This is a genomic window from Frigidibacter albus (assembly GCF_009908165.1).
Lineage (GTDB): Bacteria > Pseudomonadota > Alphaproteobacteria > Rhodobacterales > Rhodobacteraceae > Frigidibacter > Frigidibacter albus.
This window is the reverse complement of sequence record NZ_JAAAUC010000001.1, coordinates 155,030-169,951: the sequence shown is the minus strand read 5'-3', so window position 1 is coordinate 169,951 and position 14,922 is coordinate 155,030. Positions and strand designations below refer to the sequence as shown.

General features: G+C 67.3%; 12 protein-coding genes and 2 pseudogenes. 2 read left to right on the top strand and 12 right to left on the bottom strand.

What is annotated here, in order from left to right:
- Window positions 1-2 precede the first annotated feature (2 nt).
- From GVY41_RS00760 to GVY41_RS00735, 7 genes and pseudogenes are all read right to left on the bottom strand, one after another.
- The gene (locus tag GVY41_RS00760) at window positions 3-1,601 is read right to left on the bottom strand and encodes a ribulokinase (protein ID WP_202456059.1); all 1,599 of its coding nucleotides are present in this window, start codon (window positions 1,599-1,601) and stop codon (window positions 3-5) included.
- The gene (araD, locus tag GVY41_RS00755; protein WP_161342402.1) at window positions 1,598-2,293 is read right to left on the bottom strand and encodes an L-ribulose-5-phosphate 4-epimerase AraD; all 696 of its coding nucleotides are present in this window, start codon (window positions 2,291-2,293) and stop codon (window positions 1,598-1,600) included. The genes GVY41_RS00760 and araD overlap by 4 nt, the downstream gene beginning before the upstream one ends.
- A gap of 99 nt (window positions 2,294-2,392) precedes the next feature.
- On the bottom strand, window positions 2,393-3,331 hold the full coding sequence (locus tag GVY41_RS00750; RefSeq protein ID WP_161342400.1) for an ABC transporter substrate-binding protein: 939 nt from the start codon (window positions 3,329-3,331) through the stop codon (window positions 2,393-2,395).
- Window positions 3,332-3,358: 27 nt separating this feature from the next.
- Window positions 3,359-4,342, bottom strand: coding sequence for an ABC transporter permease subunit (locus tag GVY41_RS00745; RefSeq protein WP_161342398.1), 984 nt, complete (start codon window positions 4,340-4,342; stop codon window positions 3,359-3,361).
- Window positions 4,342-5,061, bottom strand: a pseudogene (locus GVY41_RS20660) (ATP-binding cassette domain-containing protein); the annotation flags it as partial. The pseudogene GVY41_RS20660 and the gene GVY41_RS00745, both read right to left, overlap by 1 nt.
- A 327-nt stretch (window positions 5,062-5,388) precedes the next feature.
- Window positions 5,389-5,817, bottom strand: a pseudogene (locus GVY41_RS20655) (ATP-binding cassette domain-containing protein); the annotation flags it as partial.
- 71 nt (window positions 5,818-5,888) lie between these two features.
- Complete coding sequence (locus GVY41_RS00735; RefSeq protein WP_161342394.1) at window positions 5,889-6,668, bottom strand: DeoR/GlpR family DNA-binding transcription regulator; 780 nt, start codon at window positions 6,666-6,668, stop codon at window positions 5,889-5,891.
- A 215-nt stretch (window positions 6,669-6,883) separates the two neighbouring features.
- On the opposite strand from GVY41_RS00735, the gene GVY41_RS00730 reads away from it, so the two are divergent.
- Window positions 6,884-7,381 carry a cell wall hydrolase gene (locus GVY41_RS00730; RefSeq protein ID WP_161343084.1) on the top strand — a complete coding sequence of 166 codons (498 nt, stop codon included), beginning with the start codon at window positions 6,884-6,886 and terminating at the stop codon, window positions 7,379-7,381.
- A gap of 31 nt (window positions 7,382-7,412) precedes the next feature.
- On the opposite strand, the gene GVY41_RS00725 is transcribed toward GVY41_RS00730, so the two are convergent.
- From GVY41_RS00725 to GVY41_RS00710, 4 genes are read right to left on the bottom strand one after another with little or no spacing between them, the layout of a single operon-like run.
- Window positions 7,413-8,246 carry an ABC transporter ATP-binding protein gene (locus GVY41_RS00725; protein ID WP_161342392.1) on the bottom strand — a complete coding sequence of 278 codons (834 nt, stop codon included), beginning with the start codon at window positions 8,244-8,246 and terminating at the stop codon, window positions 7,413-7,415.
- The gene (locus GVY41_RS00720) at window positions 8,243-9,280 is read right to left on the bottom strand and encodes a FecCD family ABC transporter permease (RefSeq protein WP_161342390.1); all 1,038 of its coding nucleotides are present in this window, start codon (window positions 9,278-9,280) and stop codon (window positions 8,243-8,245) included. The genes GVY41_RS00725 and GVY41_RS00720 overlap by 4 nt, the downstream gene beginning before the upstream one ends.
- Window positions 9,277-10,314 (bottom strand): FecCD family ABC transporter permease, encoded by a 1,038-nt coding sequence (locus GVY41_RS00715; RefSeq protein WP_161342388.1) that lies wholly within the window; start codon window positions 10,312-10,314, stop codon window positions 9,277-9,279. Before GVY41_RS00715 ends, GVY41_RS00720 begins: the two co-directional genes overlap by 4 nt.
- On the bottom strand, window positions 10,311-11,276 hold the full coding sequence (locus GVY41_RS00710) for an iron-siderophore ABC transporter substrate-binding protein (RefSeq protein WP_161343082.1): 966 nt from the start codon (window positions 11,274-11,276) through the stop codon (window positions 10,311-10,313). The genes GVY41_RS00715 and GVY41_RS00710 overlap by 4 nt, the downstream gene beginning before the upstream one ends.
- Window positions 11,277-11,642: 366 nt before the next feature.
- Here GVY41_RS00710 and GVY41_RS00705 point away from each other — a divergent pair, with 366 nt between their 5' ends.
- Window positions 11,643-13,787, top strand: a complete 2,145-nt coding sequence (locus tag GVY41_RS00705) for a TonB-dependent siderophore receptor (protein ID WP_161342386.1) — start codon at window positions 11,643-11,645, stop codon at window positions 13,785-13,787.
- Between the two features lie 31 nt (window positions 13,788-13,818).
- Here GVY41_RS00705 and GVY41_RS00700 read toward each other — a convergent pair whose 3' ends face one another.
- Window positions 13,819-14,826, bottom strand: a complete 1,008-nt coding sequence (locus GVY41_RS00700) for a helix-turn-helix domain-containing protein (protein ID WP_161342384.1) — start codon at window positions 14,824-14,826, stop codon at window positions 13,819-13,821.
- Between the last annotated feature and the right edge of the window lie 96 nt (window positions 14,827-14,922).

Genomic DNA, 14,922 nt, shown 5'->3' with positions numbered 1-14,922 from the left:
CCTTAGTGCGCAAGCTGGCCAAGCCGGAACTGGCGCAGCCGGGGCAATACGTCGCCCAGATCGCAAGGCGCGCCCTGGCCGAAGCCCAGATAGAGCTTGCTGAACAGTCCGAACAGCGCCTCGTAGGGCGCCCGTGTGCCCGCATTGGGCCGAAACACCTCGGTCGGCGGGCAAAGCGCGGCCTGGGCCGCGGCGACATCGGGGAAATGCCCGGCAGCCAGCGCGGCGAAGATGCAGGCGCCGACACCGACGGGGGATCGGGCGGGGACATGCAGCTCGACCGACAGCACATCGGCATAGATCTGGTTCAGCGCGGGGTTCTTCTGCGGGATGCCGCCCGCGTTGATGACGCGCAAGAACGGGGCGCCGCCGCCCATCCGGTCCAGGATCAGCCGGACATGCATCGCCATGCCCTCGATGGCGGCATGCAACTCGTCCGCAGCGGTATGGGCGAGGTCCCATCCCAGGGTGATGCCGCCCAGATCCGGGCGCGTCAGGATCGTCCGGTCGCCGTTGTCCCAGACCAGCCGCATCAGCCCGGTGCTGCCCGGCCCCATCGCGCCGAGGCCTTGGGCGAGGGTCGCAACATCGGTGCCTGCGCGGCGGGCAATCGCCTCAAAGATATCACCGGTGGCCGATTGCCCCGCCTCCACCCCCATCGCGCCGGGCAGGACGCTGCCGGGCACCGCGCCGCAGATGCCGGCGACGGGCGGCGTATCGGCCCCCATCGCCGCGATGATGCAGGTGGAGGTTCCGACCACGTTCACCACCTCCCCGGTGCGGATCCCGGCGCCGACCGCGTCCCAATGCGCATCAAAGGCCCCGAACGGAATCGGGATGCCCGCGCGCAGCCCCAGCCTCTCGGCCCACTGCGCCGACAGGGTCCCGGCGATCTGGTCCGAGCTGCCATAGCGCCCGCCGAGCTTGGCGTTGATCCCGTCCAGCAGCGGGTCGACGGCGGACAGGAAGTCCTGCGGCGGCAGTCCGCGCCATTTCGGCGACCACATCCATTTGTGGCCCATCGCGCAGATGCTGCGCGGCAGCTGGTCGACGGCGGTAATCCCGCAGAGCGTCGCCACCAGCATGTCGCAATGCTCCAGCGCGGTCGCGACCTTGTCGCGCTTGCCGGGATTGTGGCGCAGGAAATGCAGCAGCTTGGAGTAGCCCCATTCGTGCGAATAGGTGCCGCCGCACCAATCCAGCGCCTCGATACCGCGGGCGCGGCCAAGGGCGGTGATCTCGGCAGCCTCGGCATGGGCGCGGTGGTCGCACCAGAGGTAATAGTCGTCCAGCGGCTGCAGCGCGTCATCCACCATCACCACGCTGGACCCGGTGGTATCGGCGGCGAAAGCCGCGATGTCCTGGCCGTCGATCCCCGCCGCGGCAATCGCCTCGCGCATCGCCGCGGCAAGGGCCTGCATGTGGTCGGCGTGGGCCTGCTGGCCCAGCAAGGGATCGGCGGCGCTGCGCTTGAGCGGATAAGGCGCAACCGCGACGGCCAGAGCTTCGCCCGAGCCAGTGTCCATGATCGTGACGCGTACGCTCAGCGTGCCGAAATCGGCACCTGCAACCAGATGGCGCGGCCCCCCGGCGCCGGTCACGACGGCTGCCCGTAGGTGGCATCGGCGCCGTGCTTGCGCAGGAAATGACGGTCGAGCAGATGCGTCGCAATCGGCTGCAGGGCGGGACGCAGCATCATCGCGTGCCAGGCCATGCGCGCCACCTCTTCCAGGATCAGCGCGTTCAGCGTCGCCTCTTCGGGGGTGCGCCCCCAGACGAAGGGGCCGTGCCCCGCGACCAGCACGGCGGGAACGTCCAGCGGGTCGCGCCCCCGGAACGTCTCGACGATGACGGCGCCGGTGGCTTCGACATAGTCGGCGCCGGTCTCATCGGGCGTCAGCGGGCGGGTCACCGGGATCTCGCCGCGGAAGTAGTCGGCATGGGTGGTTCCGAACGGCGGGATCGGCACCATCGCCTGCGCCATGATCGTGGCAAAGGTCGAATGGGTATGGATGACCGAGCCGATTTCGGGAAAGGCACGGTAGAGCGCAAGGTGCGTTCCAAGATCCGACGAGGCGCGCAGCCGGTTGTCCAGCACCTGCCCGTTCAAGTCAGTAACCACCATCGCCTCGGCGGTCATCTGGTCATAGGGCACGCCGCTTGGCTTGATGACCACCCGCCCGGCGCCCCGGTCGATGCCGCTGGCATTGCCGAAGGTCGCGATGACCAACCCGTGCTGAACGGTTGCAAGATTGGCCTCGAGGACGGCATTCTTAAGCTCGGTCAATGGCATGGTCGGGTTCCGGGAACAGGGGCCTGGCGGGGGCAGCGCGACGGAGCCGCCCGGAGGGTCTGCAGGCGGCCCCGGAGGGCCGCCTGCCATGCGGCATCTTCAGCGGACGGCGGTCCAGCCCTGATACTCGGCAAGGTTGTCGGAGGTGATCAGCTGCGGCTCCAGCAGGATCGTGTCCTCTGCGGGGACATTGCCCTGGAAGAACTCATAGGCCATTTCCAGCGATTGCCCGGCCATCACATAGGGGTCCTGCGAGGCGGAGGCCTTGATCAGCGCCTCGGGGTCCTTCAGCGCCTCCTCGATGTCCGGGGCGCCGTCGACGCCGGTGATGATGAACTCCGACCGTCCCAGTTGGCGGGCGGCGAGTTGCGCGCCGATGGCCGTCGGATCGTTGATGGCAAACACGGCGTCGATCTTGTCATGGCGGGTCAGCAGGCCCTGCATGACATTCAGCCCGCCATCGCGCGAGCCCTGACCGTTCTGGTCCGACGACAGCACATTGATCCCGCTATTGGCGGAAAACACCTCCTGGCAACCGGCGACCCGGTCGCGGATCGACGAGGATTGCGGGCCGTTGATGATGACGACATCGCCGGTCCCGTTCAGGTGATCGACGATGTACTGGCAGGCCTTCCGCCCGGCATCGACGTTGTCGGTCATCACCGTGACATCCGCGCCCGGCGCCGAGACGTCGAAGGCGGCGACGACGACGCCGGCGGCCTTGGCGCGCTGCACTGCGGGGGCAATGGCCTCGGCATCGACGGCGTTGAGCATGATGATGTTCATGCCGGCCGCGATGAAGCTGTCGATCTGCGAGGACTGGCGGTTCAGGTCATAGTCGGCCGAGACCGAGGTGATCTCCACATCGGGGTTGATCTCGCGGGCGCGGTCCTCGATCCCGGCGATGGTCGCCACGAAGAACGGGTTGCCAAGCAGTCCGACCGAAATGCCGATGCGCTCCAGTTCCTGGGCGCCGGCGCTGCCGGTCAGGGTGATCACGGCGGCGGCCGTGCCAAGCATGGTGGTGATGGTTCGCATGGTATCCTCCCAATAATGCGACGTAGTTCAGGTGCGGGCGTTGCCTTGCAGGCGCAGCCGGTCAAGCGAGACGGCGACGATGATCACCAGCCCCTTGATGATGAATTGCCAGATGTCGGACACGCCGCTGAGGATCAGCCCGTTCGACAGCACGGCGATGATCAACGCGCCGATCAGCGTGCCCCAGATCGAGCCGACGCCGCCGACAAAGCTGGTCCCGCCCAGGATGACGGCGGCGATCGCGTCGAGCTCGTAGGCCTGGCCCAGTTGCAGCCCGTTCGCGGCATAGAGCCGTGCGGCCGACATCACGCCGCCAAGCCCCGCCAGCAGGCCCGAGATGCCATAGACGAACAGCAGCACCAGCCAGACCTTGATGCCGGTCAGGCGCGCGGCCTCCTGGTTGCCGCCCACGGCGTAGATCCAGGTGCCAAGCACCGTCCGGCGCAGGATGAACCACGAGGCAATGATGATTCCAAGCGCGATGATCGCCAGCCACGGGATGCCCAGGAAGGTCGCGTTGCCCATGGCGGCAAAGGGCAGGTCGGCGTTGAAGACGGTCGTGTCCGATCCCATCAGCCGCGCGATGCCCCGCACCGCCGTCAAGGAGCCGAGGGTGACGATGAAGGGCGGCAACCTCAGAAAGGCGATGAGGCAGCCGTTGATCAGCCCGAAGGCCAGCCCCGTCGCCAGCCCCGCGGGAATGGCCATCGCCCCCCATCCGGGGGTGACCGAGGCGATCAGCGACGCCATGGCCGAGGCCGACAGGATCGAGCCGACTGAAAGGTCGATCCCGCCGGTCAGGATGACATAGGTCATCCCCGCCGCCAGCACGATATTGATCGAGGCCTGCTGCATCACGATCGACAGGTTGTTGGTGGACAGGAAGCGCCCGCTGATCAGCTCGAACGCGATGGCCAGGATCACCAGCACAGGCAGCATTCCAAGCGCGCGGACGAAGGTGCGCATTCGCGCCTGCTGGCCCTGCACGGTGCGGGCGTTTTGGTCGGTCATCACAGCTCCTCCTGCGGGATGGGGATTTGGGCCGTCTCGGGCGCGGCGCCGGTCGAAAAGGTCATGACCGCCTCTTGCGTGATCGGCGCGCCGGGGGCGGCGGTGATCTCACCCACGATGCGGCCCTCGCGCATCACCAGCACGCGGTCGGCCACGCCGATGATCTCCGGCAGCTCGCTGGAAATCATCACGACGGCCATGCCGCGCTGCGCCAGCCCGTCGATCAGGCGGTAGATTTCGGATTTCGCGCCGACATCGACACCCCGCGTCGGCTCGTCCAGCAAGATCACCCGCGGCTCCAGCTCCAGCAGCCGGGCCAGCAGAACCTTCTGCTGGTTGCCTCCCGAAAGGGCGCCGACCGTCAGCCGCGCCGAGGGCGCCTTGATCGCGAGCGCGGACATCGCAGAGGCCGCGCGCTGCCGGACCCGCGCGAAATCGATCACGCCGACGGCGTGGGCGTCGCTGCCAATCACGCACATGTTGATGTTGTCGGCGATGGTCATGTCGAGGAACAGGCCGAGCCCCTTGCGATCCTCGGTCAGGTAGACGATGCCCGCCGCCAGCGCCTCGCGCGGGGTGCGGGGCGTCACGTCGCGCCCGTCCAGCAGCACCCGGCCAGAAGCCGCGGGATCCGCGCCATAGATCAGCCGCGCCAGTTCGGTCCGGCCGGACCCGACCAGCCCCGCGATCCCCAGCACCTCGCCTGCGCGCACAGTGAAGCTGCACCCCTGTACCAGCCGGCCATCGCCCATGCCCTCGACCGCCAGCACCGGCTCCCCCGCCGCGACCTGCTTATGGTCCTTCTTGTAGAAGGTGCTCAGATCGCGCCCGACCATCATCGACACCAGCTTGGACGCCGACAGCTCTGCCCGGTCCAGCGTGCCGACATACCCACCATCGCGCAGCACCGAGCAGCGGTCTGACAGGCGATAGATCTCGTCCATGCGGTGGCTGATATAGACGATGGCGATGCCTTGGGCCTTGAGGTCGGCGATCACGTCGAACAGCTTTTCCGCCTCGCGGCTGGAAAGCGAGGTGGTCGGCTCGTCCATGACCACGATCCGCGCATTGGCGCCGATGGCCCGGGCTATCTCGACCAGTTGCCGCTCGCCCATCGACAGGGTGGCGACCTGGGTCTCGGGACCGAAGCCAACGCCCAGCCTGTCGAGGATCGGGCGCGTCTCGGCCGCCATGCGGTGGCGGCTGACGATGCCCAAGCGTGACCGCTCGGCGCCCAGAAACAGGTTCTCAGCCACGCTGAGGTTCGGGGCCAGCGACAGTTCCTGATAGATCACGGCGATGCCCGCGGCCTTGGCGGCCTTGGGATCGCCGGTGACAAGCGGTGCGCCCCCGACCATCACCTCGCCGCCCGGATCGGGCGTATAGGCCCCCGACAGGATCTTCATCAGCGTCGACTTGCCGGCGCCGTTCTCGCCCATCAGGGCATGGACCTCGCCGGCGCGCAGCGTCAGGGATACATCCCTGAGAGCGCGGATCGGCCCGAAGGTCTTCGAGATGCCGCGCATCTCCAGCATGACAGCGCCGCTCATGCCGCCACCTGCCCGGTCTCGGCGATGATGTAGTCCACGCCCTGATCCTCCAGCATCTGCGCATCCGCGTCCGACAGCCCGTCATCGGTGATCAGCCGGTTCACGCGGGCCAGCGGCAGCGCCACGTTGGGCGGCCGCTCGGCGAACTTGCGGCTGTCCACCAGCACCACGACCTCGTTCGCCAGCTCGACCATCTCATTGATGAAGCGCACCAATAGTGGGTGCGATTCCAGCAGCCCGCGCGAACTGATGCCAAGCGCACCCACGAAGAACTGCGAGCCGTAGAAGCTGTCCGGCGCGCGCTGCGGATCGTAGAGCACGCCCGGCTCGCGGTGCAGGTCACCCCCGCCCACCGTCAACTGGCAGGTGCCATTCTCGGCCAGATAGGCGGCCAGCGGCATGGAATTGGTGAAGACGCGCAGGTTCCGGTCGGCGATATGCGCGCCGAAATGAAAGCAGGTGGAGCCGGCGTGGATGATGATCAGGCTGCCATCGCGCACGATCTGGCCAGCCGCCTTGGCAATGGCGCGCTTGGCCTCGGTGGCAATGTCACGGTTGACAATGAACGGCAGAGCCACGGCGCGCCGCTCCTGCCCCTCTAGTGCCGCGATGCCGCCATGGACCTTCTTCGAAAGGCCCGCCGCATCCAGTTTTTCAATGTCACGCCGGACTGTGGCAGGAGAAACGCCCGTGGCGGCGACAAGGTCGTGCACCGACAGGAAAGGCCGGTTCGCCAACAACTGCAGAACAGCTTGATGTCGCCGATGTTCGCTCATGCTTCGTCCTCCCCCTGGCTGAGAATGACGCAATTAAATCGTGGGTGCAATAATTTCTTCGCAACCTGATCCAAGATGATCATTCATGCACAATGCGGCCCGCAAATCATCCACGCTCGGCTTTGGCCCCCGCATCCGCATTGCCCCGACAAAACCGCTGCAATTCGGACGGATTCCACGCTAGGATAGGAAAAAACAAGATGAGCAGGACCACCATGACCCGAACCCGAACTGCCCTGCGCCTTGCTGGTGCGAGTCTCGCGCTCGCGCTGCTGACAAGCTGCGGCGCGCGGCATACCGAAGTCGAATGCATGGAACGCGCGATGTATTTCGAATCCAACCGCTCCAGCCTCGACGGCATGGTCGCCGTCGGAAGCGTGGTGATGAACCGCGTCGAATCCGGCCAGTATCCGCGCAGCGTCTGCGGCGTCGTCGGCCAGCGCAACCAGTTCGCGCCCGGTGTGCTGGACCGCCGGATGGAGACGCGGACGGCCCCTCTGGTGCCTCAAGCCGCGCGGTCGGTGCTGCGCGGCCAGCGCCACCCCCTTGTCGGCAACGCGCAGTTCTTCCATGCGGCGAGCTACCGCGCCTCCTACAACAACATGCATTACGTGCTGACCACCGGCGGGAACGCCTTCTACGAGCGGCGTGATCCCGAACGGGTCACCCAGCCGGTGCCATTGCCGCCGATCGAGGGCATTGTCGGGAGGTGAGGGCCGCCAATTGCGCTTTGGCGCAAATGCGTCAGCCGGGCGGGGAAAAGGTGCTCGTCTCGCCTGACCCCAGCAACCTGTGGCGGCCAATGGGCAGCATCATCGGGCGGCCGGTCACAGGGTCGGGCAGCGTGACGCAAGGCAGTCCGAACACGGCCGCCACAAGGTCCACGGTCAGCACATCCTCAGGCGCGCCGGCGGCATGGACGCGGCCGGCCAGCATCGCCACCAGCGTGTCGGCATAGCGCGCTGCAAGGTTCAGGTCGTGCAGCACCATGACGATGGTCGTTCCGCGCGACTGGTTGAGGTCGGTGAGCAGGTCCAGCACCTCGACCTGATGCGCGATGTCGAGGAAGGTCGTCGGCTCATCCAGCAGCAGAAGGCCGGTTTCCTGCGCCAGCGCCATCGCGATCCAGACCCGCTGGCGCTGGCCGCCTGACAGCTCGTCCACCGCGCGTTCGGCCAGATCCGCAGTGCCCGTCGCCTCCAGCGCCGAGGCAACGGCCGCGTCATCCGCGCGGGTCCAGCGCGACAGCAGCCCGTGATGCGGGTGGCGGCCGCGGCTGACGAGGTCCAGCACGGTGATGCCGTCGGGCGCGACGGGGGATTGCGGCAACAGCCCCATTCGCCGCGCAAGCTCTTTCGGGGCCATCTGATGCACCGATTTGCCATCCAGCAGCACCTGGCCCTGCGCCGGAGCCAGCAGCCGCGACATCGTATGCAGCAGTGTGGACTTGCCGCAGGCATTCGCACCGACGATGGCGGTGATGCGGCCGGGCGGCAGCGCAAGGTCGAGCCCCTGCAGGACGGGCTGGTCCCGGTAGCCGGCATGGATGCCGCGGGCGACAAGGCCGGGGGGGATCATATCGTGCCTCCTGCCCGGTTCATCCGGACGATCAGGTAGATGAGGTAGGGCGCGCCAAGCGCCCCGGTCACGACGCCGACCGGGTAGCGCCCCGGCAACAGGAACTGCCCGGCATAATCGCCCAGCAGCACCAGCGCCGCCCCGATCAGCGCGGCGGGGATCAGCACCGGCTGCCCCGGTGCCGCAATCCGCGCCGCGATGGGGCCGGAAAGAAAGGCGACGAAGGCGATGGGGCCGACCACGGCAGTTGCAACCGCGATCAACCCGACCACAGCCACGATCGTCAGCAGCCGGGTGCGCGCCAGCCGCACGCCAAGCGCGGCGGCCTTGTCATCGCCAAGCTGCATCGCCTGAAGGTTTGCGCCCTGCGCCAGAAGGATCGTGCCGAAGACGCCGAGCGAGAGTAGCAGCGGTACCGCATCCGGCAGCCTTGCGCCGTTGACGCTGCCGGTCAGCCAGCGCAGCGCCTCTTGCAGGCTCCATTCGGGGGCTTGCAGCAGCATGTAGGCGATCACGCTTTGCAGCATCGCCGAAATGCCGATCCCGACGAGGATCAGCCGCGTGCCCGCCACCCCGCCGCGCCAGGCCAACAGGTAGATCAGGCAGGCGGTGCCGAGACCGCAGACGACGGCAAGCACCGACACCGCCGGCCCGGTCCAGGCCAGCACCACGATGGCAAAGACCGCCGCGGCGCTGCTGCCGGCAGAGATGCCGATGATGTCGGGGCTGGCCAGCGGGCTGCGCAGCAGGGTCTGGCAGGCGGCCCCGCCAAGGCCGAAGCTGAGGCCCGCGAGGATGGAGATGATCGCCCGCGGCAGCCGCAACCGCCCCACGGTAAAGGACGCGCCCGGCACATCATGCCCGGCCAGCACCCGCAGCACGTCCAGCGGCGGCGTCAGGCTTTGTCCCAGCATCAGCGTCAGGGCCAGCCCGGCCAGCAGCACAGCCAGCAAGGCGAGCGCAAGGCGGGTGGACCGGCGGGAGACGCTACGCCGGTGGCGGGCGACGCGGGCGCTGAGGTCAAGAGCGCTCACAGCTCGCGGATCCTTCTGCGCCGGACGATCCAGATGAACACCGGCGCGCCGACAAAGGCGGTGACGATGCCCACATCCAGCTCGCCCGGGCGGGCAACGATGCGGCCCACCACGTCGGCCAGCACCAGCAGCACCGCCCCGGTCAGGGCCGAGAACGGCAGCTGCCAGCGGTGATCGACGCCGACCAGCAACCGGCACAGATGCGGCACGACGAGCCCGACAAAGCCGATCGGCCCGCAGATCGCCGTGATCGCGCCGCAGAGCAGGACCGCCCCAGCAGCGGCGGCAAGTCGGCTCAGCGCAACCGGAACGCCCAGACCGGCCGCGGCTTCGTCGCCAAGCGCCAGCATGTTGAGGTTGCGCGCCGATAGAAGGCTGACCGCGAACCCAACAACAAGGAACGGCAGCATCGCGGCAATCGCGTCGTAGCTGGCGCCACCGACGCCCCCTATCTGCCAGGACTGCACGGATCCGGCGATATCATTGCGCGGAAGGATGATGGCCACCGTGAACGAGGACATGGCAATCGAGGTGGCGGCTCCGCCGAGCGCGAGCTTCAAGGGCGTTGCCCCGCCGCGGCCGACCGACCCGATGGCATAAACCAGGCAGGCCGCGCCCGCCGCACCCAGGATCGCAGTCCACAGATAGCCGCCAAGCGACGCTAACCCGAACCAGGCCATCCCGATCACCACCGCCAGGGCTGCGCCCGCATTCACACCAAGGATGCCGGGATCGGCCAGCGGGCTGCGCGTGATCCCTTGCATCACCGCGCCCGACAGGCCAAGCGCCGCCCCGGCCAGCACCGCAAGGACGGTGCGCGGCACCCTCACGGCAACCACCGATTGGCCGATCGTGGCCGTCTCTCCGCCAAGCCCGGCGAGGATGTCGGACCAAGCGACATCCCGTGTGCCGATGGTCACCGACAACCCGCAGACCAGCAGCAGCGCCGCCAAGGCCACCAGCAGCCAGAGCAGGCGCACGCTGCCGGGGCGCCGGGAAGGGAAGGCCGCCGGGGAGGAAACGGGCGTGATCATTCTGCCTTGCGCGCCGCCTCGGCCAGCAGCGCGGCATAGTCCTCCAGCACCCAGGATATCGACAGGGGCGTCGGGTTGGCGGCGGTGCCGACCGGATCGTTCCCCAGCAGCACGACCGCGCCGGTTTCCACCGTCTTCATCCGCGAGGTCAGCAGGTTCTTGCGAACCCGGTCCATCAGCGCCATGCCGCCATAGGTAACGACGATGTCCACGTCATCAAAGCTGTCGATCCGCTCGGCACTGACCTCGGCAGAGAAGCTGCCGCCCTCGCTCGCCCCCAGCACCGAGGCGGGCGAGACGAGGCCGAGGTCCTCGAAGAACTTCACCCGCGTGTCGTTGGCCGTGTAGAAGCGGATCACACTCAGATCGCGGATGTCGAGATGGGTCACGAACATCGCCGACTTGCCCTTGAGCTCGGGGTGGCGGGCCGCGACCTCGGCAATCTCGCCCTCGATCTTGCCAATCAGCGCCTCGCCTTCCGCGGCCATGCCGATGGCGGCCCCGTTGAGGCGGATCATCTCGCGCCAGTCGGTGGCCCAGGGCGCCTCGCGATAGGCGACGACGGGGGCGATCTCGCTGAGGGTATCGTAGTCCGACTGGCTGAGCCCGGAATAGGCGGCAAGGATCACGTCGGGCGCGGTGGCCGCGACCGCCTCGAAGTCGATGCCGTCGCCTTCGTCGAACAGCGGCGGAACGTCCGCGTCCAGTTCCTGAAGCCGTTCCGCGACCCAGGGCAGCAGCCCGTCGCCATCGTCATCGCCGAAATTGGCCCGGGCAAAGCCGACCGGCACCACGCCAAGCGCCAGCGGCACTTCATGGTTGGCCCAGGCGACAGTTGCCACCCGCTGCGGCTTTTGCGCGATGGTGGTGCTGCCGAAGGCATGTTCGAGTGTCACCGGAAACTCGTCTGCGGCCCCTGGGGCAGCAGAGAAAGCCGCCGCGAGGCACAGCGCAATCAGCATTCGGCCCTTCCGGAAGAGCTTGGACATCGGGGGCACCTTTCGCGGGATGAAAGCCAACCGTTTCTGTCGACCTTTCATCTTGCCAGCGCAGCGTCAAGCAGCGGAGGCGGGGTTCTGCGCCTTGATCTCGGTGTGATCGCAACTTTTCCATAGAAACTGACAAAAACAGTCTGAATCTACAAGACAGCCGCACTGCGCGTGCTGTAGCGCTTGCGGCGGATCACTCCGTGCCCTGCACCGGCCGCCTGTTCGGCTGCACCGCGCAGGCGCCGGGTGGCGCGCCTCGATCGACAAAGGTCAGCAAGCACGCGGCGCTCCGGCGCCAGGGGCCAGCCAGAACCACACCCCAGCTTTGGATACGAACCCATGCACTCAAGACCCGACGATATCCGGCGCCGCTGGCCCCGTTTCCGCTTTTGCGCGCGCCTGCTGATGGGCTGCACCGCGCTGGTGGCGCTGCCGATGGGCGCGCTTGCGCAGACCGCAGCGACAGAAAATGAGACGACCTTCCGCCTGTCGCCCATCATCGTCTACGCGGGCGCCGCGGCCGACGACGACGCGGCCTCGATCGTCGCACAGGAGATGTCGGTCGGCGGCAAGGTCGCGACCAGCATCCTCGACACCCCCGCCTCGGTCTCCGTGATCACCCAAAAAGAGATCACGATCCGCGACGCGGGCACGACCGAAGAAGTGCTGCAATACTCCGCCGGCATCGTCACCGACTATTATGGCAGCGATGACCGCAACGATTACTTCCTGCTGCGGGGCTTCCAGGCCTCGACCTACCGGGACGGGCTGACGCTGGGAACGATGCGCGGCGTGCGCGAGGAGCCCTATGCCTATGAACGGCTGGAGGTGCTGAAGGGCGCCAACTCCACCCTGTTCGGCGCCTCGGATCCGGGCGGATCGGTCAACTTCGTGACCAAGGTGCCGAAGTTCATGCGCTTTGGCGAGGTCTATGGCCAGGCGGGGTCATTCGATCAGGCCGAGGTCGGCTTCGACTTTGGCGACACCCTGAATGAAGACGAGACCCTTGCCTACCGGCTGACCGGCAAGATCCGCGACAGCAAGCTGGAATACGCCACCTCGCGCGATGACGAGGCCTTCCTGATGGGCGGGCTCAGCTGGCGGCCGACGGACGATACCACCCTCTCCGTCGTGTTCGACCATCTCAAGCGCGACGGTACCCCGAACAGCGGCGGCTACCCGCTGGACCGCGAGTATGACCGCAGCAACTTCTATGGCGAGCCGGATTACAACGATCACGACGTCGAGCGCAGCACCCTGACGGCCCTGCTGCAGCACGATTTCGGCGGCGGGCTGACCCTGCGCGGCAACCTGCGCTACAGCGACCTGACCGACGATTTCGGCTATGTCTACCTCACCGACTCCGCCACGCGCGTGGGCGACATCGTCGAACGGGACTATTTCGGCACCGACAGCACCGCCGAAGAGCTGATCGGCAATGTGATCTTGCAATACGATACCAGCTTCGGGTCCACCGACAGCAGTACCCTGCTCGGCGCAGAGTTCCGCAACGCCTCGACCAGCGAGACCTCTGTCTACGGCGATGCTACACCCATCGACCTGTCGGACCCGCAATACAGCGGCGCGCCCGCCAGCCTGAACGTCTACAGCGAGCGCGACAGCAACTATGACACCCGCTCGGTCTTCATCCAGCAGAACCTGTCCTTTGCGGACAGGATCATCGCCACCTTCGGGGCGCGTCACGATTGGCTGGACCTCGCCAGCAAGGGCCAGACCTTCGGCACGGCCTTTGACGACAGCGACGACTTTTCGGAAACCTCCTTCCGCGGCGCGGTGACCTACAAGGTCACGGATCAGATTTCGGCCTATGCAAGCTACGTGGAATCCGTCGCCCCGCCCGATATCGGGGTAGAGCCGGAGCGCGGGTCGCAATACGAACTGGGCGTCAAGTATCAGCCCGCCGGCACCAATGCGCTGATCTCGGCCTCGGTCTATGACCTGACACAGGACAATGTCACCGTCGCGGTTGTCCAGGGCGACGGCAGCATCGAGCGGCAGGTGGTGGGCGAATCCCGCGCCCGCGGCTTCGAGATCGAGGCGAGGGCAGAGATTGCGGCAAGCTGGGACGTGGTCGCCGCCTATGCCTATACCGACACCGAAGTGCTTCGCGGCCCCGATACCGGCCCCGACGTGACCGGCAACCAGTTCGCCACCGTGCCCGAGCATCTTGCCTCGGTCTGGGTGACCTACACGATGCCGAGTCAGGGCTCCCTGGGTGACATGACCTTCGGCCTTGGGGCACGGCATGTCGGATCCTATTACTACACCCTGGCGAACGATACCGGGATGAGCGAGGCGACAACGCTGCTGGACGCGGCCTTCACCTATGACCTGGCCGAGAATACCGGCCTCTCGGTCAACGTCAGCAACCTGCTGGACAACCAGCACGTGGTGGGAAGCGGCACGGCCGATTACTACAACCCCGGCCGCACCATCTCGGCGACCCTGCGCCGGACGTGGTAGGCGGATGATCCCCGCGGCAAGGCCTGGCTCGTCAGGCCTTGCGCTGCGGCGGGTCCGATGCGGCGGGCGCCCCGGCCGGATGCGTGCGCCGCCAGGCGGCAGGCGTCTCGCCCGTCACCCGGCGGAACACCTTCGTCAGGTGCGCCTGATCGGTGAAGCCCAGCCGGCCCGCGATCTCGGCCAGGCTGAGGCCGCTGCTGCCCAGCAGGTCCTGCGCAAGCTCGACCCGCTGGCGCAGTTGCCATTGCAGCGGGGTGGTGCCGGTGGTGTTCTTGAACAGGTGCGAGAACCAGCTTTCCGACAGGCCCACCTCCGCCGACATCTCGGCGATGGTCAGGCGGCGCCCACCCCGCGCCCTGAAGCAGGTGACAAGCTTGCGCATCTGGCCCCGGGTCAGGCGGGGCTCTGCCCGATCCGGCTCGCCCACTCGCGCACCCACCCCAATATCCAGCAGCCCGGCCACGAGGCTGTCCACGAGGCTTTCGGCGAAGAGCGCATGGCGGGCCCGCGTCCGGATTTCATCTGTCAGAAGCGTTGCCAGCGCGTCGATGGCCTGGTTTCCCTCGCACTCTACCGGACGGCCCAGAACCCTGATCGCGCCGGGCTTGCCCAAGGCAGGCGAGAGCATCTTCACAAGGCGCGAGGGGTGCAGGTGGATATCCAGATGCGAAAAGGCATGGCCCGAGGTGAACAGCGTCCACATCGGCAGTCCGGCCGGCACGAACAGCACGCGCGCCATCGGCCTTCCATGTCCGGCAGCCCCCTGAGCCACCGGAAGCAGGCCCCTCCCCTCGGCGGTGCGATCCGACGCAAGCAGGTGTGTGTCCTCTGGCACGGCGTCATTCGAGACGCGGACGCCGGACATGTCGTTGAAGAAGACCGATATCCGCGGGTGGTTCGACAGATAGTAGCCGCGCGCGCCCCTTGCTCCCTCTGCCTGCCAGAAGACGCCCACGGCCCCGTCCAACCGCTGCCACCGTACCGGCGCCGTCAGGGTGATGCCGTTCGTCTGTCCGACAAACTCATGCTCATGATTCATGGCCGGGCTCCGCCGCGGGTCTGTCATTGATCTGCTGGCTGGCCGGCGGACGGACCGCGCCGGTGGCTGGTGTCGCAGCGGGGAAAGGCCTCACCG

What these genes read in the sequence shown, in the direction of transcription:
- araD (WP_161342402.1), bottom strand. Translation starts at nt 2,293, where the DNA reads ATGCCATTGACCGAGCTTAAGAATGCCGTCCTCGAGGCCAATCTTGCA.
- GVY41_RS00750 (WP_161342400.1), bottom strand. Translation starts at nt 3,331, where the DNA reads ATGCGAACCATCACCACCATGCTTGGCACGGCCGCCGCCGTGATCACC.
- GVY41_RS00745 (WP_161342398.1), bottom strand. Translation starts at nt 4,342, where the DNA reads ATGACCGACCAAAACGCCCGCACCGTGCAGGGCCAGCAGGCGCGAATG.
- GVY41_RS00735 (WP_161342394.1), bottom strand. Translation starts at nt 6,668, where the DNA reads ATGAGCGAACATCGGCGACATCAAGCTGTTCTGCAGTTGTTGGCGAAC.
- GVY41_RS00730 (WP_161343084.1), top strand. Translation starts at nt 6,884, where the DNA reads ATGACCCGAACCCGAACTGCCCTGCGCCTTGCTGGTGCGAGTCTCGCG.
- GVY41_RS00725 (WP_161342392.1), bottom strand. Translation starts at nt 8,246, where the DNA reads ATGATCCCCCCCGGCCTTGTCGCCCGCGGCATCCATGCCGGCTACCGG.
- GVY41_RS00715 (WP_161342388.1), bottom strand. Translation starts at nt 10,314, where the DNA reads ATGATCACGCCCGTTTCCTCCCCGGCGGCCTTCCCTTCCCGGCGCCCC.
- GVY41_RS00710 (WP_161343082.1), bottom strand. Translation starts at nt 11,276, where the DNA reads ATGCTGATTGCGCTGTGCCTCGCGGCGGCTTTCTCTGCTGCCCCAGGG.
- GVY41_RS00705 (WP_161342386.1), top strand. Translation starts at nt 11,643, where the DNA reads ATGCACTCAAGACCCGACGATATCCGGCGCCGCTGGCCCCGTTTCCGC.
- GVY41_RS00700 (WP_161342384.1), bottom strand. Translation starts at nt 14,826, where the DNA reads ATGAATCATGAGCATGAGTTTGTCGGACAGACGAACGGCATCACCCTG.